This is a genomic window from Caulobacter vibrioides OR37, assembly GCF_000372645.1.
GTDB lineage: Bacteria > Pseudomonadota > Alphaproteobacteria > Caulobacterales > Caulobacteraceae > Caulobacter > Caulobacter vibrioides_E.
In genome coordinates this window covers 71578-90372 of the sequence record NZ_APMP01000014.1, presented here as the reverse complement: position 1 = coordinate 90372, position 18795 = coordinate 71578, and the positions used below count along the sequence as shown (strand labels likewise).

The 18795-nt window shown below is 69.1% G+C and carries 17 protein-coding genes and 1 tRNA gene; 11 read left to right on the top strand and 7 right to left on the bottom strand.

Annotation, left to right across the window (positions count from 1 at the left end; genetic code table 11):
- Positions 1-21 precede the first annotated feature (21 nt).
- From OR37_RS12210 to OR37_RS12190, 5 genes are all read left to right on the top strand, one after another.
- Positions 22-1428, top strand: a complete 1407-nt coding sequence (locus tag OR37_RS12210; protein ID WP_004620150.1) for a leucyl aminopeptidase family protein — start codon at positions 22-24, stop codon at positions 1426-1428.
- The gene (locus OR37_RS12205; RefSeq protein WP_004620148.1) at positions 1425-2258 is read left to right on the top strand and encodes a C40 family peptidase; all 834 of its coding nucleotides are present in this window, start codon (positions 1425-1427) and stop codon (positions 2256-2258) included. The genes OR37_RS12210 and OR37_RS12205 overlap by 4 nt, the downstream gene beginning before the upstream one ends.
- A gap of 97 nt (positions 2259-2355) precedes the next feature.
- The gene (gene xth, locus OR37_RS12200; RefSeq protein WP_004620145.1) at positions 2356-3144 is read left to right on the top strand and encodes an exodeoxyribonuclease III; all 789 of its coding nucleotides are present in this window, start codon (positions 2356-2358) and stop codon (positions 3142-3144) included.
- Positions 3145-3295: 151 nt separating this feature from the next.
- On the top strand, positions 3296-4216 hold the full coding sequence (locus OR37_RS12195) for a hypothetical protein (RefSeq protein WP_004620144.1): 921 nt from the start codon (positions 3296-3298) through the stop codon (positions 4214-4216).
- Positions 4217-4369: 153 nt separating this feature from the next.
- Positions 4370-6355 carry a potassium transporter Kup gene (locus OR37_RS12190; protein WP_004620142.1) on the top strand — a complete coding sequence of 662 codons (1986 nt, stop codon included), beginning with the start codon at positions 4370-4372 and terminating at the stop codon, positions 6353-6355.
- Between the two features lie 44 nt (positions 6356-6399).
- On the opposite strand, the gene OR37_RS12185 is transcribed toward OR37_RS12190, so the two are convergent.
- Positions 6400-7287, bottom strand: a complete 888-nt coding sequence (locus OR37_RS12185; protein ID WP_004620140.1) for a substrate binding domain-containing protein — start codon at positions 7285-7287, stop codon at positions 6400-6402.
- A gap of 113 nt (positions 7288-7400) precedes the next feature.
- Here OR37_RS12185 and OR37_RS12180 point away from each other — a divergent pair, with 113 nt between their 5' ends.
- On the top strand, positions 7401-8585 hold the full coding sequence (locus tag OR37_RS12180; RefSeq protein WP_004620137.1) for an MFS transporter: 1185 nt from the start codon (positions 7401-7403) through the stop codon (positions 8583-8585).
- Between the two features lie 3 nt (positions 8586-8588).
- Here the strand turns inward: OR37_RS12180 and OR37_RS12175 are convergent, their stop codons facing one another.
- Positions 8589-9524, bottom strand: a complete 936-nt coding sequence (locus tag OR37_RS12175) for a Gfo/Idh/MocA family protein (protein ID WP_004620136.1) — start codon at positions 9522-9524, stop codon at positions 8589-8591.
- Between the two features lie 114 nt (positions 9525-9638).
- On the opposite strand from OR37_RS12175, the gene OR37_RS12170 reads away from it, so the two are divergent.
- The 3 genes from OR37_RS12170 to OR37_RS12160 all read left to right on the top strand — a co-directional run bounded on the left by OR37_RS12170 (position 9639) and on the right by OR37_RS12160 (position 14043).
- Positions 9639-10664: an NADP-dependent oxidoreductase gene (locus tag OR37_RS12170; protein ID WP_004620134.1), complete on the top strand. Its 1026-nt coding sequence runs from the start codon at positions 9639-9641 to the stop codon at positions 10662-10664.
- Positions 10665-11062: 398 nt separating this feature from the next.
- Complete coding sequence (gene mdoH, locus OR37_RS12165) at positions 11063-13057, top strand: glucans biosynthesis glucosyltransferase MdoH (RefSeq protein WP_004620132.1); 1995 nt, start codon at positions 11063-11065, stop codon at positions 13055-13057.
- A gap of 89 nt (positions 13058-13146) precedes the next feature.
- Entirely contained in the window at positions 13147-14043 is an 897-nt protein-coding gene (locus tag OR37_RS12160; protein WP_004620130.1) for a hypothetical protein, read from the top strand.
- On the opposite strand, the gene OR37_RS12155 is transcribed toward OR37_RS12160, so the two are convergent.
- On the bottom strand, positions 14040-15452 hold the full coding sequence (locus OR37_RS12155) for an MATE family efflux transporter (protein ID WP_004620128.1): 1413 nt from the start codon (positions 15450-15452) through the stop codon (positions 14040-14042). The genes OR37_RS12160 and OR37_RS12155 overlap by 4 nt on opposite strands.
- 146 nt (positions 15453-15598) lie before the next feature.
- Between OR37_RS12155 and OR37_RS12150 the strand changes: the two genes are divergently transcribed.
- Together OR37_RS12150 and OR37_RS12145 are read left to right on the top strand one after the other, a co-directional pair.
- The gene (locus OR37_RS12150; RefSeq protein ID WP_004620126.1) at positions 15599-16606 is read left to right on the top strand and encodes an SDR family oxidoreductase; all 1008 of its coding nucleotides are present in this window, start codon (positions 15599-15601) and stop codon (positions 16604-16606) included.
- An 82-nt stretch (positions 16607-16688) separates the two neighbouring features.
- Positions 16689-17078 (top strand): VOC family protein, encoded by a 390-nt coding sequence (locus OR37_RS12145; protein ID WP_004620124.1) that lies wholly within the window; start codon positions 16689-16691, stop codon positions 17076-17078.
- A 5-nt stretch (positions 17079-17083) separates the two neighbouring features.
- Here OR37_RS12145 and OR37_RS12140 read toward each other — a convergent pair whose 3' ends face one another.
- The 4 genes from OR37_RS12140 to OR37_RS12125 all read right to left on the bottom strand — a co-directional run bounded on the left by OR37_RS12140 (position 17084) and on the right by OR37_RS12125 (position 18757).
- Positions 17084-17665 (bottom strand): DUF2239 family protein, encoded by a 582-nt coding sequence (locus OR37_RS12140; protein ID WP_004620122.1) that lies wholly within the window; start codon positions 17663-17665, stop codon positions 17084-17086.
- Positions 17662-17997 carry a GIY-YIG nuclease family protein gene (locus tag OR37_RS12135; RefSeq protein ID WP_004620120.1) on the bottom strand — a complete coding sequence of 112 codons (336 nt, stop codon included), beginning with the start codon at positions 17995-17997 and terminating at the stop codon, positions 17662-17664. The genes OR37_RS12140 and OR37_RS12135 overlap by 4 nt, the downstream gene beginning before the upstream one ends.
- A gap of 68 nt (positions 17998-18065) precedes the next feature.
- Complete coding sequence (locus OR37_RS12130; RefSeq protein ID WP_004620117.1) at positions 18066-18452, bottom strand: hypothetical protein; 387 nt, start codon at positions 18450-18452, stop codon at positions 18066-18068.
- Between the two features lie 214 nt (positions 18453-18666).
- A tRNA-Ser gene (locus OR37_RS12125) sits at positions 18667-18757 on the bottom strand.
- Positions 18758-18795: the final 38 nt, after the last annotated feature.

The following is an 18795-nucleotide window of genomic DNA, read 5'->3' as shown; positions in this document are numbered from 1 at the left end:
TAATTTTTAAGAGGTTCGCCGATGTCCGACGTGACGCATCCGATCCTGGACCAGGCCAAGGGCCGGGCGATCCCCGTCCAGCCGCTGGCCGAGGACGAGGTCGAGGCGTTCCTGGCGCGAAAGCGGACCCCGGTCAGGACCTACGCCGCCGCCAACCGGTTCACGGGCAAGGCGGGTCAGGTGCTGGCGATTCCCGGTCCCAGCGGCGCGGTCGAACTAGTGCTTCTAGGCCTGGGGAGCGGTCGCCCCGATGTATCGCTGCTGCGCGGTCTGGCCGGCAAGCTGCCCGCCGGCGACTACGCCCTGGCCAAGCTCCCCAAGGGCGTGGACGCCAGCCAGGCCGCCCTGGCCTTCGCGTTGGGGACCTATCGCTTCGACCGCTACAAGAAGCGCGGCGAGCCGATCCCGCGCCTGGTCGCGCCCAAGGGCGTCGACGCGGCCGCCGTCACCGCCATGGCCCACGCCTGCGCCCTGGCCCGCGACATGGTCAACACCCCGGCCAACGACATGGGGCCGCTGCAGATCGAGACCATCGCCGGCGAGATCGCCGAGAAGTACGGCGCGACCCTGTCGGTCGTCCGTGGCGATGATCTGCTGAAGGAGAACTATCCCGCCGTCCACGCCGTGGGCCGCGCCGCCGTCGACGCCCGCGCGCCGCGCATGATCGAGATCGCCTGGGGCGATCCTTCCCATCCCGTCCTGGCCCTGGTGGGCAAGGGCGTGGTGTTCGACACCGGGGGCCTGGACATCAAGCCCTCGGCCGGGATGCGGCTGATGAAGAAGGACATGGGCGGCGCGGCCCACGCCCTGGCCCTGGGGCGCATGGTCATGGACGCCGGGCTGCCGGTGCGTCTCGTCATCCTGACACCCGTGGTCGAGAACGCCATCGCCGGCGACGCCATGCGCCCTGGCGACGTGCTCCAGACCCGCGCCGGCCTGACGGTCGAGGTGGGCAACACCGACGCGGAGGGCCGACTGATCCTGGCCGACGCCCTGACCCGCGCCGCCGAGCTGAAGCCGGCCCTGACCCTGGACTTCGCCACCCTGACCGGCGCGGCGCGGATCGCCATGGGGCCGTTCGTCATCCCGTTCTGGACCACTGACGACAAGCTGGCCAGCCAGCTGGAGGCGGCGTCCAAGGCCGTGTCCGACCCCCTGTGGCGTCTGCCCCTGACGGAGGCCTATGGCGACGCCCTCGACAGCGACATCGCCGACCTGAAGAACGATCCCGACGGCTGGGCCCAGGCCGGCGCGACCACGGCGGCGCTGTTCCTGCAACGCTTCGCGCCCTCGGGCGACGAGGTCGGTCCCTGGGCCCACTTCGACGTCTTCGCCTGGAACCCCAAGAGCCGTCCGGGCTTCCCGGTCGGGGGCGAGGTCCAGGCGATCCGCGCCGCCTTCGCCATGATCAAGAGCCGCTTCGCATGACTTTCGACGCCCGCGTCACCCTGGCCCGCCCCGACCTAGCCGACCAGCGCCTGGAGGGCCTGGTCGCGGCCGAGCGCTATGCCCCCAGCCGCGCCATGGTCTGCGCCGTTCCCGCCGCGGCGATTCGGGCCAGCGCCGCGCCCGACGCCGAGCAATGGGATCAGCTGCTGTTCGGCGAGGTCTTTCGCGTGCTGGAGGAAAAGGACGGCCTCGCCTGGGGGCAGGCCGCCCGCGACGGCTATGTCGGCTTCGTCGAGACGTCCAGCCTGACCCCGCGAGCCCCCTCGCCCACCCACACGGTCGGGGCGATCCGCACCTATGCGTTCAGCAAGCCCGACATCAAGTCGCGGCCCGAGGGACTCTATTCGGTGAACAGTCTGGTGACGATCGAGGCCCGCGACGGCCGCTTCGCCAAGGGCCTGGGGACGGGCTGGTTCGTCGAGGCGCACCTGACGCCGATCGGGCGCGGCGAAAAGGATTATGTGTCCGTCGCGGAGCGCTTCCTGGGCGCGCCTTACCAGTGGGGCGGGCGCGAGAGCCTGGGCCTGGACTGCTCGGGCCTGGTCCAGCAGGCGCTCTATGCCTGCCAGCGCGCCTGCCCGCGCGACACCGACATGCAGCGCGCCTTCTTCCCCGAGATCGCCGAGGCCGACCGGCGGCGGGGCGACCTCGTTTTCTGGAAGGGACACGTGGCGATCCTGCTCGACCCCGACACCATCCTTCACGCCAACGCCCACCATATGGCCACGGCGATCGAACCGTTGAGCGAGGCGATCAGCCGGATCGAAGCCGCCGGCGTCGGCGCGCCTCTGGGCTATCGGCGAGTTTAGACCAAAGTCCGGCGCATCCCGCTTGTCGCCGATCGCTCGTCCGCCTTGAGCCCGCCCGTCAGGGCCTCTAGCTTCCGGCCGCTGTCTGGAGTCCGCGATGCGCATAGCCACCTGGAACGTCAATTCGATCAACGCGCGCCTGGAGGGCGTGCTGGCCTGGTTCGAATCGGAGGCTCCCGAGGTCGCCGTGCTGCAGGAGATCAAGTGCGTCGACGAGAAGTTCCCCACCGAGGCCTTTGAAAGGCTTGGCTATAATGTCGTCGTCCACGGGCAGAAGACCTATAACGGCGTCGCTCTCCTCTCGAAGTTTCCGGTCGAGGACGTTCGCAAGGGCCTGCCCTTCCTGTCCGACGACGAGGTCGACGAGCAGTCGCGCTATGTCGAGGCGGTGATCGGCGCGCCGGTTCCGTTCCGCGTCGCCGGCATCTATCTGCCCAACGGCAATCCGGTCGGGACCGAGAAGTTCGACTACAAGCTCGCCTGGATGCGTCGCCTGCACGCCCACGCGCGGAGCCTGCTGGCGTTCGAGGAGCCCCTGGTCATCGCCGGCGACTACAACGTCATTCCCGAGGCCGAGGACGTGGCCAATCCCGAAGCCTGGCTGGGCGACGCGTTGTTCCAGCCCGAAAGCCGGGGCGCGTTCCGGGCGCTGAAGAACCTGGGCCTGGCCGACGCCTACATGCAAGCCGACGGCGCGCCGGGCGGCTACACCTTCTGGGACTATCAGGCCGGCGCCTGGCCCCGAAACCTGGGCATCCGCATCGATCACCTGCTGCTGTCGCCGCAGGCCGCCGACCGCTTGACCGGCGTGGTCATTCACCGCGACGAGCGCGACAAGGAAAAGCCTTCCGATCACGTTCCCGTCGTCGGACACTTTCGCGACTAGGGCCCTCGCGCGTCTAAACGGTATCGTTTTGACGCGATAACAAGGCTCTAAATCAAATACTTGGAGCGTGACGCCGAAACCGGTTCCCACTTTCGGCGTCACGCTCCAGTCGCCCCTGTTTGGGAATCGGGACTCCCGCTAGCCTGCCCTCATGAGCGAGCTCGCGCGTCTCCTGCTGTTCGTGGCCATCGCCGGCTCGGCGGTGACGTTTCTCGGCAGCCTGGCCATCTGGTATGGCGACGAGGATCGGCGGATCCGCCGCGCCCTGCGCCATGTCCTGAAGAGCGCGCCGGAGGGCGTGATCGTTACGCGGGGACGCGGTCGCGGCGCGGGCTTTTCGTTCTCCACGAACCTGATCGCCGTGGCCTGGGACCGGGGCGGCTGGTGCCTGATCTATCGGCTGGACGAGCTGATGGGGGCGGAACTGCTGATCGACGGCCAGGTTATGGGACGGGTGTTCAGAGGCGAGGGTCGCCGGGCCATCGACCACGTCTCCCCACAGGCGCGGATGGTCACGCTGCGCCTGATCTTCGACGACCCTCGCCACCCCGATTTCACCCTGGACCTGTGGGCGCCCGAGGACGAACAGCGCCGCGAAAGCCGCTCGCCGGCCGAGGCCGTGCAGGAGGCCAACCGGTGGCTGGCGCGCTGCGAGGCGATCGTTCGTCGTCCCCAGGCCCCGCGCCCGGCCGCCCCGCCCGCCGTCGCGCCCGCGCCGCCGCCACCGCCGCCACCGCCGCCGATCGAATCGCTGGATTTCGACGAGGAGGACGATGACGGCGACCTGCACGCGCCGCCGCCGCCCCTGCCCGACACGCCGCCGCCGCTGCGTCGGCGCTCTTCGTTCGACTCGGCGCCGAGCGCCTCCGCGACGCCCGCTCGCCCCTCGCAAGCGCCGCCTCGGCCCGCGCCCGAAGTCGACGACATGTTCGGCGACCCGCCCTGGGACGACGACGATCACGCCGCGCCGCCGCCTAAACCAGCCGCCACGCCGAGCTACAAACCCGTGTCCAAGGCCCGCCGCGAAACGAACGCCGACCAGGACGAGCTGCCGTTCGATCTGGATGACTGAAGTCCGCCGACCTAGGACTCTCCGAGGCTTCCCGATCACGCTTTCGACAACCCGTACCGCTGCGTCGATTTTTTGGATTGCTGCGACGCGAACGCCAGCGTAAAGCGCGCGCCGTCGGCCCTGGAGCCGGCGCTTTGGAGCCTCGAGCTTTACATGGCGGGCAAAGAACCCCTCGCCGTCTCCGACTCTTCCCCCACCACATCCCAGACGCCCGTTTCCGCGCAAGCCGCTCCGCATGGCCACGCGACGGGACGTTTCTGGCCGCTGGCCCTGGGCAGCGTGGGCGTCGTGTTCGGCGATATCGGCACCAGCCCTCTCTACGCCTTCCGCGACGCGCTGGCCGAAGCCGCGCGCGACGGCCTGGTGCGGTCGGAGATCCTGGGCGTCCTTTCATTGGCGCTGTGGGCGCTGATCCTGGTCGTTACGGTCAAGTACGTCCTGTTCCTGATGCGCGCCTCGAACAACGGCGAAGGCGGGGTGCTGTCGCTGATGGCCCTGGCGCAGCAAGGCGCGCGCGGCCGCACCCGCATGATCTTCGCCCTGGGCGCCATCGGCGCGGCCCTGTTCTACGGCGACGGCGTCATCACCCCTGCCGTCTCCGTCCTGTCGGCCGTCGAGGGCCTGAAGTCCGTGCGCGGCTTCTCGGGCTGGTTCGGCACCCAGGAGGTGATCGTCGTCAGCCTTGTGATTCTGACCGCGCTCTTCACCTTCCAGGCCAAGGGCACGGCCAAGGTCGCCGGCATCTTCGGCCCGATCATGGTGGCCTGGTTCCTGTGCATCGGCGCCATGGGCCTGTGGCACATCCGCGAGGAGCCGAGCGTCCTGGCGGCGATCTCGCCGACCTATGCCGTCGGTTTCCTGGCTCACCACGGCCTGACGGGCTTCATGGTCATGGGCGCGGTGTTTCTGACCGTCACCGGCGCCGAGGCGCTGACCGCCGACATGGGCCACTTCGGTCGCGGCCCCATCCAGGTGTCGTGGATCGCGCTGGCCCTGCCGATGCTGGCGCTGAACTATTTTGGCCAGGCGGCCTTGGCCTCCAAGGCCCTGGCGGTGGCTCAGGCCGCCCACCAGACCCTGCCCAACGCCGACTGGTTCTTCCTGATGGCGCCGCATCAGTGGCGCTTTGGCCTAGTGCTGTTCTCTGGCCTGGCCACGGTCATCGCCAGCCAGGCGGTGATCACCGGCGCTTTCTCGCTGACCCAGCAAGCGATCCAGCTGGGCCTCTTGCCCCGCATGGAGATCAAGATCACCTCGACCACCGAGGCCGGCCAGATCTATGTCGCGCCGATCAACTGGATGCTGTTCATCGGCGTCGTGCTGGTGGTGCTGTCGTTCCGCTCGTCCAGCGCCCTGGCCCACGCCTACGGCATCTCGGTCACCGGCACGATGGTGGTGACCACCATGCTGGCCTACATCGTCGTGCGCCACGTGTGGAAATGGAGCCTGGCCGCGTCCCTGGCCCTGATCGTGCCGCTGTTCGCCCTGGACCTGACCTTCTTCGTCGCCAACCTGCTGAAGGTGCTGACCGGCGGCTGGGCCCCGCTGGCGCTGGGCGCGGGCCTGTGCCTGATGATGTCGATCTTCGTCAGCGCCACCGAGCGCCTACGCGACAAGCTCAGCAAGGACGGCCTGCCGTTCGCCGATTTCCGCGAGATGATCGCGCGCCGCCCGACGGCCTCCACCCCCGGCACGGCGGTGTTCCTGACCTCGGACCCGGACACCACCCCGCCGGCCCTGATGCACAGCCTCAAGCACTTCAAGGTGCTGCACGAGCGCAACATCATCCTGAAGGTGGTCAACGAGACGAGCCCCTATGTGCAGGAGGACAAGCGGATCGAGACCCAGGCTCTGGACGAGCGCTTCTGGCTGGTGACGCTGCACTATGGCTACATGGAAAGCCCGAACATCCCCAAGGCCCTGGCCGCCTGCCGCAAGCAGGGCCTGAAGTTCGACATCATGAGCACGTCGTTCTTCGTCAGCCGCCGCGCCATCGTGCCGTCGGTGGCGCCGGACGCTCTGCCGACTTGGAAGCGCAAGCTCTTCACCTTCCTCACTCGGAACGCGGCCGACCCGACCACCTTCTTCCACTTGCCACCGGGCCGGGTGGTCGAGCTGGGCACCCAGGTCAGCCTTTAGGCAAGCAAGAGGCCGTCGCTCCCCGGAGCGGCGGCCTTTTTCGTTCAGGCCACGCCCTGGCTTCTCAGATGCCGGGTCAGGGCGTCGATGAATAGCCGCGTCTTGGCGGGAACCAAGCGAGCCGTGGGATAGACGGCCCAGATCGACCACGCCTCCAAGGTCGCGTCCGCCAGCGGGATTTCGACCAGACGGCCGGCCGCGACGTCCTCCTGGATATTCCAGCCGGACAGCATGGCGATCCCCCGACCGCCCAGACAGGCCTCATGCAGAATCTCGACGCTGTTGGCGGTGAAGGCGCCGCCCACCCTCTGCTGGGCGACCCGCTCGCCGACCCTGAAGGCCCAGTGGGTGACGCCGGTGACCGTCAGGCACTGATGGTCGGCGAGATCCGCCAGGACGGTCGGGGCCGCGTGACGCGCCAGATAGTCCGGCGCGGCGCAAAGCTTTCTAGGATTGTCCGCCAGCCGCCGAGCGATGAGCGAATTGTCGCGAAGCACGCCGATCCGGATGGCGACGTCGATGCCGTTGGCCACGATGTCCATGATGCTGTCGGTGGCCAGAAGATCGACGCGCAGATCGGGGTTGGCCCGCATGAAGTCCGGGATCATCGGGGCGACGATCTTGCGCCCGAACGGCGCCGAGGCGGTGAGGCGCAGCACGCCCGAGGCGCCGGCGTCGGAGGGACGAATCGCCGCCCGGGCGGCGGCCTCCTCCTCCAACATGGCCTGGGCGTGCGGCAGGAAGGCTTCGCCCTCTGCGGTCAGCGACAGGGCGCGGGTGGTGCGGTGGACGAGACGGGCGGCCAGCGCCCGCTCCAGAGCGGCCAGCCGCCGCGAAGCCGCCATGGGCGGGATCCCCAGACGACGCGCGGCGGCGGCGAGGCTGCCCGCCCGCGCGGCCGCGACGAACACAGCGATGTCGGCGAGGTCCATTATATCCAATTTCGATATTCAGGCCCATCAGTTGGCGCTTATTATCATTGATTGGGATATGCCGTAAGCCTCGGTCCGACGGGAGGACAAGACGCCTTCCCCTGGAGCCCATCATGACCTTCATCAGCGCTCGCACCGACGTCTCGGCCTCGCCCATGGGGCGGGGGCTGACCTTCGCCATGGCGACCGCCGCTGGCCTGGCCGTGGCCAACATCTATTACAACCAGCCGATGCTGGGCCTGATGCAACGCGACCTGCCCGGCCCGCTCACCGCCTTCGTGCCAACCGCGACCCAGCTGGGCTATGCCGCCGGGCTGCTGCTGCTGGCGCCGCTGGGCGACCGGATCGAGCGCAAGCGCCTGATCGTGATCCAGTTCACGGCCCTCGCCTTCGCCCTGGCCCTGGCGGCCCTGGCGCCCAGCGCGGCGCTGGTGCTGGTCGCCTCCCTCTTGGTGGGCATGGCCGCGACGGTCGCTCAGCAGATCGTGCCGCTGGCCGCGCACCTGGCCCCGGCCGAGCGTCGCGGCGCCACGGTCGGCGTCGTGATGTCGGGACTGCTGTGCGGCATCCTGCTGAGCCGCACGGTGGCGGGCTTCGTCGCCACGGCCTGGGGCTGGCGCGCGATGTTCTGGCTCGGCGCGCCCATCGCCGCCGCCGCCGGCGCGCTGATGGCCGCCACCTTGCCGCGCAGCAGGCCCGACAGCGATCTGTCGTATGGCGCTCTGCTCGGCTCGCTGGGAAAGCTTTGGAGCGAGTTCCCGGCCCTGCGTTTGGCCGCCTTCACCCAGGCCAACCTGTTCGCCGCCTTCACGGGCTTCTGGACGATCCTGGCCCTGCACCTGCGCGAGCCGCGCTTTGGCCTTGGCGCCGACGTGGCCGGGCTGTTCGGGATCGTCGGAGTCGTCGGCGTGCTGGCCGCGCCGGTGGCGGGACGGGTGGCCGACAAGCGCGGACCGCACCTGACGATCGCCCTCGGCGCGATCCTGACCCTCGCCGCCTGGCTGGTCTTTGGCCTGTGGAACGCGATCCCGGGATTGCTGACGGGGGTCGTCCTGCTGGACTTCGCCGTCCAAGGCGCGCTGGTCTCGAACCAGCACCTCGTCTACGCCCTGAAGCCGCAGGCGCGGGCCCGGTTGAACACCCTCTTCATGGGCGCGATGTTCCTGGGCGGCGCGGGCGGCTCGGCGGCCGCGGCGGCGGCCTGGACCTGGGGCGGCTGGAGCGCGGTCGCCGTGCTGGGCGGCGGCCTCGCGGCCATCGCGACCCTGCTGCAGATATCGGGCTTCCGGAAACGGTAGGGATCAGCCCTCGACCGCCTGCTCCACGGCCAGCGCCAGGTCCAGCGCGCGGGCGGCCTCCCCGCCGGTCACCACCGGCCGGGGGGACTCGCCGCGCACGGCTTTCAGGAAGCCAGCGACCGACAGGCCCAGCGGATCCTTGCCGGCCGGGGTCTCGGTGAAGTTCTCGATCAGCGGGAACGGCGTGGTGTTGCGGAAGGTGCGGGCCAGAAAGTCGATCTCGACCTCGCCCGACGGATAGACGACCTTCATGGTGCGCTCGCGGGACTCCGCGACACGGGAGCTGTCGAACAGGGCCGTGAAGCCATTGTCGAAGGTGGCCTCGGCCTTGACCCAGTCCAGCGAGGTCGACCGGGTGATGGCCCCCTCACCCTCCACCGCGATCGGCTCGCCGTCGCAGAGCGCTAGGGCCAGGTCGATGTCGTGGATCATCAAATCGAGCACCACGGAAACATCGAGATTGCGGTCCGAGGGCGTGCCGCGACGCACCGCCTCCAGCCGCAGCGGCTGTTCGGGGATGTCCAGAAGACCCATGGCCTGGAACACGACCCGCTCCTGGTGTCCGCAAGCGAGCGGGACGCCGGCCTTGGCGGCGGCGGCGACCATCTTGTCGGCGTCTTCCGGCGCGCAGGCGATCGGCTTCTCCGAATAGACCGGCTTGCCCGCCTTCAGGGCCGCCAGCGCCGGCGCCGCGTGGTGGACGGCGGGGGCGGCGACCGTGACCACGTCCACGGCGGCCAGGAAGGCGTCGATATCGTCGAAGGCCCGGGCGCCCAACGGACCGGCCAGAGCCTCCGCTCGCGCCAGGTCGACGTCATAGACGCCCGCCAGGGTCACCCCCTCCAGCTCGACGTATTTCTTGGCGTGGTAGCCGCCGAACACGCCGGCGCCGACGACGCCGGCCTTCAGAAGCGCGGAGGAAGAGCGGTCTTGGGTCATGGGCGGTGTCTACCCCGCTTCGCGGCCGCATAGAAGCACTGGAGCCTTCCGTAAGGGCGCGCTAAACATCCGTTTAAATACGCAACGCTCCGATCGGAGCCAGGGAGATACATCATGAGCACCTCGCGCGAGATCCGCCTGAAGAGCCGCCCGGTTGGACTGCCCAAGGCCTCGGACTTCGAGCTGGCGACCGTCGAGCTCCCGGCGCCCGGCGACGGCGAGGTCCAGGTCCGTAACCTCTGGATGTCGGTCGACCCCTATATGCGCGGACGCATGTACGATCGCCCCAGCTACGTGCCGCCGTTCCAGATCGGCCAAGCCCTGCAGGGTGGCGCGATCGGCGAGGTCGTCGCCTCCAACGATCCGGACTTCAAGCCGGGCGACATCGTCAACTCGATGTTCGGCTGGCGCGAGGCCTTCAACGCCCATCCCAAGTCGCTGGCCGCCGCCGGCCTGGGCGCGATCACCAAGATCGAGACCCACGGCCTGCCGCCCCAGGCGTTCCTCGGCGTGGTCGGCATGCCGGGCCTGACCGCCTATGTCGGCCTGCTGCGCATCGCGGCGCTGAAGGACGGCGACGTCGTTTTCGTCTCGGCCGCCGCCGGCGCGGTCGGCTCGATCGTCTGCCAGATCGCCAAGCTGAAGGGCCACACCGTGATCGGCTCGGCCGGCGGGCCCGAGAAGGTCGCGTTCCTCAAGTCGATCGGCGTCGACCACGTCATCGACTACAAGGCCACCCCAGACGTGGTCGCGGAACTGGCCAAGGTCGCGCCCAAGGGCATCGACGTCTATTTCGAGAATGTCGGCGGCGTGCACCTGGAGGCGGCGATCAACTCGGCCCGCCCCTCCGCCCGCTTCGCCCTGTGCGGAATGATCTCGCAGTACAACGAAACCGGTAAGCCGGAAGGCCCGTCGAACATCATCCAGGCCGTCGGCAAGAGCCTGCGCCTGGAAGGCTTCATTGTCTCCAACCACGCCGACCTGTTCCCGCAATTCGCCAAGGACATGGCCGAGTGGATCAAGGCCGGGAAGATCACCTGGAAGGAGACCGTGGAGGAAGGCGTCGAGCGCGCGCCGGACGCCTTCCTGAAGCTGTTCACCGGCGAGAACCTGGGCAAGATGCTGGTCAAGCTCTCCTAGAATCCTCGTCGATGGCGGGCTGGAGCGCGCAGCGCTCGAGCCCGCCGCTCGCGCCGCTGTGATCAGGCGTGAGAATTTCGCCGCGTCGGCGAACGACTAGACGCCGCGAGAGGCGAGTGAATGATGGGCCGAGGGGCACGACGGCCGACGGAAGAGCCACGGCGACTGACTTTTCCGCTCGTGCGGGGCGGACGCTCTAGCCGCGCTATAAACTTTATACTTTCATAGACTTAGAATCACACCACCCGCGAGGGGACGTCGTTCGCGCGCTTGGCTTCACAGGTTTTTTCTCGCAACTGCGAAATCGGCGTGATTTCTGGTAGCGAATTTGTGATCGAGGTTTTACTGTAGGTCCAACCGGCGGCTCTCCGCGCCGGAAAGTCCGAGATCTGACCGACATGAGCGAACGCTCCGCCTCCTTCGACGTGCGCACCTCCACGAGCGTGTCCCTCGATCAGGCGATGGGTCGCCGCGACAGCGTCGAGATCCCGGTCGAGGCCCCGCTGGCCATGCCGGTCCAGCCGCTGGGCTTCTGGCAAGGCGGCCCGCGACGGGCCGGCGCCTTGATCCCGGACATGAAGGCCCGCCGTTGGGCGCTGGGCCTGATGACCCTGGCCATGGGCTTCGCCGGCTGGAAGGCCTCCTACGACACCATCGCCCTGGGCGGCGTCACCCGACTGGAAGCCGTGGTGCTGGTGCTGCTGGCGCCGCTGTTCCTGGCGCTGTCGCTGTGGTTCTGCACCGCGTTCATCGGCTTCGTGGTGCTGATGGGCAAGCCGAAGGACCCGTTGGGCATCGACGGCGACGCGCCCATGCCCAAGCTGCATACCCGCACCGCCATCCTCATGCCGGTCTATAACGAAGACGCGTCGGCGGTGTTCGCCCGGCTGCGCGCCATGGACGCCTCGCTGGCCGAGACCGGCCAGGCCCGTAGCTTCGACATCTTCGTGATCAGCGACACCCGCGACGCTCAGGTCGCCCTGGCCGAACAAGCCTGCTTCGCCCGCTTCCGCCGCGAGGCGAACTGCAACGTCTATTACCGCATCCGCAAGGAAAACACGGGCCGCAAGGCCGGCAACGTCGCCGACTGGGTCAGCCGCTGGGGCAGCGCCTACGAGCACATGCTGGTGCTGGACGCCGACAGCCTGATGACCGGCGAGGCCATGGTCCGCCTGGCCGACGCCATGGAGCGTCACCCGGGCGCCGGCCTGATCCAGACCATGCCGATGATCATCAATGGCCAGACGATCTTCGCCCGCACCCTGCAGTTCGCCACGCGCCTGTATGGCCGCGTCGCCTGGACGGGCTTGGCCTGGTGGTCGGGTTCGGAGAGCTCGTTCTGGGGCCACAACGCCATCGTCCGCACCCGCGCCTTCGCCGAGACCTGCGGCCTGCCGCATCTGCCTGGCCCCAAGCCGTTCGGCGGCGAGGTCATGAGCCACGACGCGCTGGAAAGCGCCCTGCTGCGCCGGGGGGGCTGGAGCGTTCACCTGGCCCCGTATCTGGACGGCTCCTACGAGGAAAGCCCCTCGAACCTGCTGGACTTCGCCACCCGCGACCGCCGCTGGTGCCGGGGCAACGTGCAGCACGCGCCGCTGGTCGCCCTGCCCGGCCTGCACTGGATGAGCCGCCTGCACCTGGTGATCGGCATCCTCAGCTACGCCCTGTCGCCGCTGTGGTTCGTCTGTCTGTCGGCCGGCCTGATCTCGCGCGCCCTGATGCCCGAGCTGAAGAAGGCGGCCTTCACCATGGCCGACCTGAAGGCCGCGGCCCACGCCCTGATCGACTGGCGCGAGATCCAGGCCACGGCCTGGGCGATGATCATCACCTTCGTGCTGCTGTTCGGACCCAAGATCCTGGGCACGATCCTGGTCCTGACCCGCAAGGGCGAGGTCAAGGGTTTCGGCGGCAAGCGCCGCGTGGCCGCCGGTCTGGTCGTCGAGATGCTGCTCTCGGCCCTGGTCGCCCCCATGCTGATGTTCACCCAGACCCGCGCCATCGTCGAGATCCTGGCCGGCAAGGTCGGCGGCTGGGCGGCCCAGCGCCGCGACGCCGACAAGGTCGACTTCAAGGAAGCCTCTTCGGCCATGGGTTGGATCAGCGTCTCCGGCCTGGCGCTGGGCGCGCTGTTCTGGTTCACGCCGGACCTGTTCACCTCGACCGCCCCGATCCTGGCCGGCCTGATCCTGGCCGTGCCGCTGACCATGTTGGGCGCCAACAAGGTCGCCGGCCTGAAGGTCAAGACCAACGGCCTGTTCATGACCCCGGAAGAACGCCGCCCGCCGGCCATCGTGCGCGCGGCCCTGGGCGCGGCCTGCGAGCCGCCGATCCGCTGGTTCGCCCGCGACGGTCGTCCGATCGGTCCGACCAGCGAGGTGCGCGACGCGGCGTGAGCGCCCCGTCAAGCACTTTCCTGCACTGGTTTTGACGCTGCCGGCGGAGTAGAAGCGCGGCTTCCTTCCCCTCGACGGAGCCGCGTGCCGTGTCGCGTCTGTTCAGCGCCTATGTAATCGTCGACTGGAGCGCGGCGGCCAAGCCGACCACGGGCGCGGACTCCATCTGGATCGGCGTGCTCAAGCGCGACGTGCGCTTCCGCCTGACCTTCGAGAGCTACAACCCCGCCACGCGCACCGAAGCCGAGACGCGCCTGGCCGCCGTCCTCGACGACCTGAAGAAGCGCGGCGAGCGGGCCCTGGTCGGCTTCGACTTCCCGCTGGGCTTCCCGCGCGGTCTGGCCCAGGCCCTGGCCCTGCCCGGTGAGACGCCCTGGCGCGCGGTCTGGGACCAGCTGGCCAAGATGGTCAAGGACAAGCCCGACAACACCAACAACCGCTTCGGCGTCGGTTCGGAAATCAACCGCCGCCTGACCGGCGGCCCCTTCCCGTTCTGGGGCTGCCCGCCCAAGGACGCCCTGACGACGCTGCAGCCCAAGCGCCCGCGCGAGCATGGCGAAGGCGACCTGCCGGAGTTCCGCCACGCCGACGAGGCGGCCAAGGGCGCGCACTCGATCTGGAAGCTCTATTACAACGGCTCCGTCGGCGGTCAGGCGATCATGGGCATCCCGGCCGTGCGTCGACTGAAGGACGCGCGCGGCGAGACCCTGCGCGTCTGGCCGTTCGAGACCGGCTTCAAGGCCCTGACCGAGGCGGACCTCGAGGGCGTCGCGACCGTGGTGGCCGAGGTCTATCCGTCGCTGATCAAGGCCGCGCCGGCCGCAGGCGAGGTCAAGGACCTGGCCCAGGTGCGCGGCCTGGCCGAACACTTCGCCAAGCTGGACGAGGCCGGCAAGCTGGGGGCGATCTTCGCCGCGCCGAAGGGCCTGTCCGATGAGGCGCTAACGGCGGCCCAGACCGAAGAAGGCTGGATCCTGGGGGCTTAAACGCCCGTCTCGCCCGCGCGAGAAAGCGCGTCGCGCCGGTCGCGCCAGTCCAGCATCCGGAACCGCGCCACCAGGAAGCCGGCCGACAGGAAGCTGGTGACGATCACCGAGGTCACCACGCCCTCCAGGCCCATGCCGCGCGGAATGGCCAGCCACCAGGCCAGCGGGCCCATGACCAGGGCATAGCTGATCAGGTGGGTGATCGTCGGGATCCACACCTCACCGCGCGCCCGCAGGGCCTGGGCCGCCACCACCTGCACCGCGTCGGGGGCCAGGAACAGGCAGGTCAGCGCCAGGGCCGGCAGGATCAGCGCCCGCGCCGCCGGGTCGCTGGTATAGGCCAAGGCCACCCAGGACCGGGTCGGATAGAGCAGGCAGCCGGCGATCAGCCCGACGATGGCGATGACCGCGAAGGCGATCCAGCCGGCGCGGGTCATGCCCGCCGGATCTCGCGCGCCATAGGCCCGGCCCACCTGCACGGCGGTGGCGGTCGAGACGCCCAGCGGAACCATGAAGATGATCCCCGCCACGTTCAGCACGACCGCCCAGGCCGCGACGGCCAGGCCGCCGATCCAGCCGGCCACCAGGTTCATGCCGGCGAAGGCCGCCACCTCGAAGAAGTTCGATGCCCCGGCGCCATAGCCGATCTTGCGCTGCTCGGCCTCGGCGGCGCGGTCGCGAGCCGGCTTGTCGAAGACGCCCAGGGCTCGGGCGTCCTTCATGCGGGCGATGTAAAGGGCCAGGGCCGCCGTCAGGAAGGTCCGAGCCACGAAGGTCGACCACGCCGCCCCGACGGCGCCGAGGGCCGGCAGCCCCAGGGTCCCCGGCACCAGCAGCAGGTTGACCGCCAGGTTCACCGCGTTGGCGACCCACATGGCGATGGTCACGAAGCCCGGCCGCGCCAGCCCCTCCAGCCAGAAGCTCAAGACCACCGACAGGGCATAGACCGGCAGTGACAGCGAGAACACGATCAGCGGCGCGGCCGCGCCTTCGGCCAGGCCGTCCTTCAGGCCCAGGCCGCGCAGGAACAGCGGACCGAACGCCGCCAGCACGACCGCGCCGACGACGCCGATCCAAGCGCCGTAGACGAGGCCTCGGCGCAGCACCGCGCCGGTCTCGTGAGGCTTTCCCGCCCCGATCGCCCGGGCGGTCATCACCTGCACCCCGACCAGAAGACCGATCGACATGGTGATCAGCACCGAACTGGGGGCCCAGGCCATGGCGTGAAAGCCGAGCTGCCGCGCCGAATAGTGGCCGACGACGATGGCGTCGGTCAGGCCCATGACCATGATGCCCAGGCGCGACAGGACGACCGGCCCCGCCAGGCGGAGCAGTTCGATCAGGTCGGTCGTGATCGGGCCGCGCGGCCTTCTCGAGGAAAGCGCCGCGCCGGCCGCGTCGCGCGGCATGGTGGTCCCTCCAAGGCCAGGAAAGGGATGTCGAGAGAGGGCGCGCGAAGTGGCGCCTGCCCGTTTTGTGGGCGCCCCGCATTTAGCGCCTCTGGGAACGTCGCGCCAGCCCAGTGGTTTTCCGAGCTCCCCTTCAGGAGCGCGACATGGCCCATACCGAGACCCCTCAGTTCGAACACGCCGGCGACCGCGTCGCCCAGGCCTATCGCGACATCCAGGCGCCGCTCGACGCCCAGGAGGAACGCTCGTTCCAGCCCAAGGACGATCAGGAAGGCCAGGCGATGCAGGCCGGCGCCCGCCCCTATCCCGCCCCGCCCTACCCCGAGCAGCATCAAGCCAAGCCCGGCGAGGAGGCCGCGCTGTCGCCGGCCCCGATGTACGACGCGCCGTTCTACAAGGGGTCGGGCAAACTGGAGGGCAAGATCGCGCTGATCACCGGCGCCGACAGCGGCATCGGCAGGGCGGTGGCGGTGCTGTTCGCGCGCGAAGGCGCCGATATCGCCATCGGCTACCTGAACGAGGCCGCCGACGCGGAGGAAACCAAGGCCGCCGTCGAGAAGGAAGGCCGCCGCGCCATCCTGCTGCCCGGCGACGTCGCCGACCCGGCCTATGCCCAGGCGGCCGTCGAGAAGACCGTGGCGGAGCTTGGCCGTCTCGACGTCCTGGTCAACAACGCCGCGTTCCAGGCCCATGTCACCGACTTCGAGGACCTGACCGAAGAGCATTTCGACCGCACCTTGCGGACAAATCTCTACGGCTATTTCCACATGGCCAAGGCCGCCGTGAAGCACCTGCCCGAGGGCGGCGCGATCATCAACACCGGGTCCGTCACCGGCCTGCTCGGCAACAAGGACCTGCTGGACTATTCGATGACCAAGGGCGGGATCCACGCCTTCACCCGCTCGCTGGCCACGCACCTGATCCCGAAGGGCATTCGCGTCAACGCGGTCGCGCCCGGCCCCGTCTGGACCCCACTGAACCCGGCCGACAAGCTGGCCCCGCAGGTCACCCAGTTCGGCGCCCAGACCCCGATGAAGCGCGCGGCCCAGCCCGAGGAGATCGCCCCCGCCTACGTCTTCCTCGCCTCGCCCCAGACCGCTAGCTACATCACCGGCGAGATCCTGCCGATCATCGGGGGCTATTCGGGCGGGTGAGGCCCCTCGCCCATCGATCGAAGGGCGAGCCTAGGCGCGCGACGCCGTGCTAGGAAGCGCGGCTCCCAACACGGAGTCGCCCATGGCCCGCCGCGTCGCTCTCGTCACCCTGCTGGTCGCCGACTACGACGAGGCGATCGCATTCTATGTCGGCAAGCTGGGCTTTTCCCTGGTCGAGGACACCGACATGGGCGGCGGCAAGCGCTGGGTCGTGGTCTCGCCCGGGACCGACGGAACCGACTTTCTGCTGGCCCGCGCGATCGGCGAACAGGCCAGCGCCATAGGCCGCCAGGGCGGCGGGCGGGTTTGGCTTTTTCTGCATACGGACGATTTCGCCGGCGATCACGCCCGCATGGCCGCCGCTGGCGTGACCTTCCTGGAAGAGCCCCGGCGCGAGGCCTATGGCACGGTTGCCGTGTTCGAAGACATCGCCGGCAATCGCTGGGACCTGCTAGAGCCGAAGAAAGGCTAAGCGCGTTAGGCGCTGGTCGCCGGATCCAGTCCGAAAGCCTCGGCGGCGTAGCGACGCAGTTGCCCGGCGATATCGGCGGGCCACTCCTCGATCCGCGCTTCGAAGCCGGCGTCGTCGCCGGCGAACAGCGCCCGCATGGCCTCCTCGAAGCCCGGCAGGTTCCCGCCCATCGCCGAGGCGAAGCGATAGGCCGCTTCGCGCGAGCCGCGGATGCGATCAGGCCCCTCGGCCGCGCGGCGCGCCGCCTCGACCAGCTTGCGCAGCGCCACCGAAGCGCCGCCCGGCTGGGCCGCCAGCCAGTCCCAGTGACGCGGCAGAAGCGTCACCTCGCGCGCCACCACGCCCAGCTTTGGCCGCCCGCGTCCCCGCGGCGCCTCGGCCGCCGGGGCCATGCGCGCCGCCAAGGCCTCGGGCTCACCGCTGAGGTCGAAGTCGACCGAGCGCCCATCGGGTCCGAAGATCACGACGCCGGCTTCCCCAATCAGCTCTCGCGCGGCCAGCGCCGCGTCCAGCTTCGAGCCGACCGTTACACGCCGGGTCCCGTGAAAGACCACGTAGACCGACTCATTCTCGTCCGTTCCCGTCACAACAGCCCCCTGGCGTTAAGCGCCGCGATCCAGTGCTGGCGGCGTTCCTTCAGTCGGCTGTCGCGACCGAACCGGTCCAGCCCCTCGGTGTCGACGGCCTCGACCGCCTCGAACGCGAAGGCGTCGGGGCCATGGGCGTTCCAGGCGGTCTGCAGGCTCTTGTCGCGATGCGAACCCAGACGCAGCGAGAACCAGACGCCGCTCTGGCGGGTCGACAGGTCAGGTGTCGCGCCGACCCACGCCTCGCCGGTCGCCACGCAGCGCACGGCGTAGATCCCCGCCTCGACCTTGCGTTCCTTATATGCGCGCAGCAGCGCCTTGCGTCCGGACATGACCGCCTCCTGGACGCACGTTTTACCCGGACAATATCCGGAGTCAATAATACCCGGATAAATTAAATCTAGGCCTGGTTGGGGCGATACGTCACATAGCCCCGCTCGACCATTCGCCGCGTGGCCTCGTAGACCGCCGACAGTTCCTCGAAGGCCGCGCGCAGGTGGGCCAGGCGCGTGACCTGGGCTTCCGACAGCGAGGGCCCGGCCTCGGTCATGGCGGCGGCCTCGGCCACCCATTTGGCGCGGGCGGTGGCGGCCGCCACGGCCAGGCGCTGGAAGCGTTCGCCCTCGACGCGCGCCAGCGTCGCGCCCAGCACGGCCTTGTTCGACGCGAAGGCGGTGTAGTCGATCTGCTCCAGATAGCCGCGCAACCGGCGCTGAACTTGGGGATCGACATCGGTGGGTTCGAAGTGGTCGCCGGTGCGGCGGGTGCTGGAAGTCATGATCGACATGACGCTCTCCAATCGGCCTAAAGCGGCCGCGCGAAGAAACATCATGCGCCCAAGGGCTTAAGGACCAGTTGAAGCGCGAGCCCCCTCCCTGAACATCCGCCGCCCAGTCACGGAACGAGCCGCGGAACCCGTGACCGGGGCGCGCGGCGGTGAGAATGACGAAAGGACATCGGACGTTTGCGGACGCCGGTGGATATGTCTGGAAAAAAGGGAATGGCGGAAACGGAGGGATTCGAACCCTCGATACCCTTTAGGGGTATGCCGCTTTAGCAAAGCGGTGCCTTCAGCCTCTCGGCCACGTTTCCTCCTGAGAGGGAGCGGTTCGATAGCCTGTTCGCTTCGA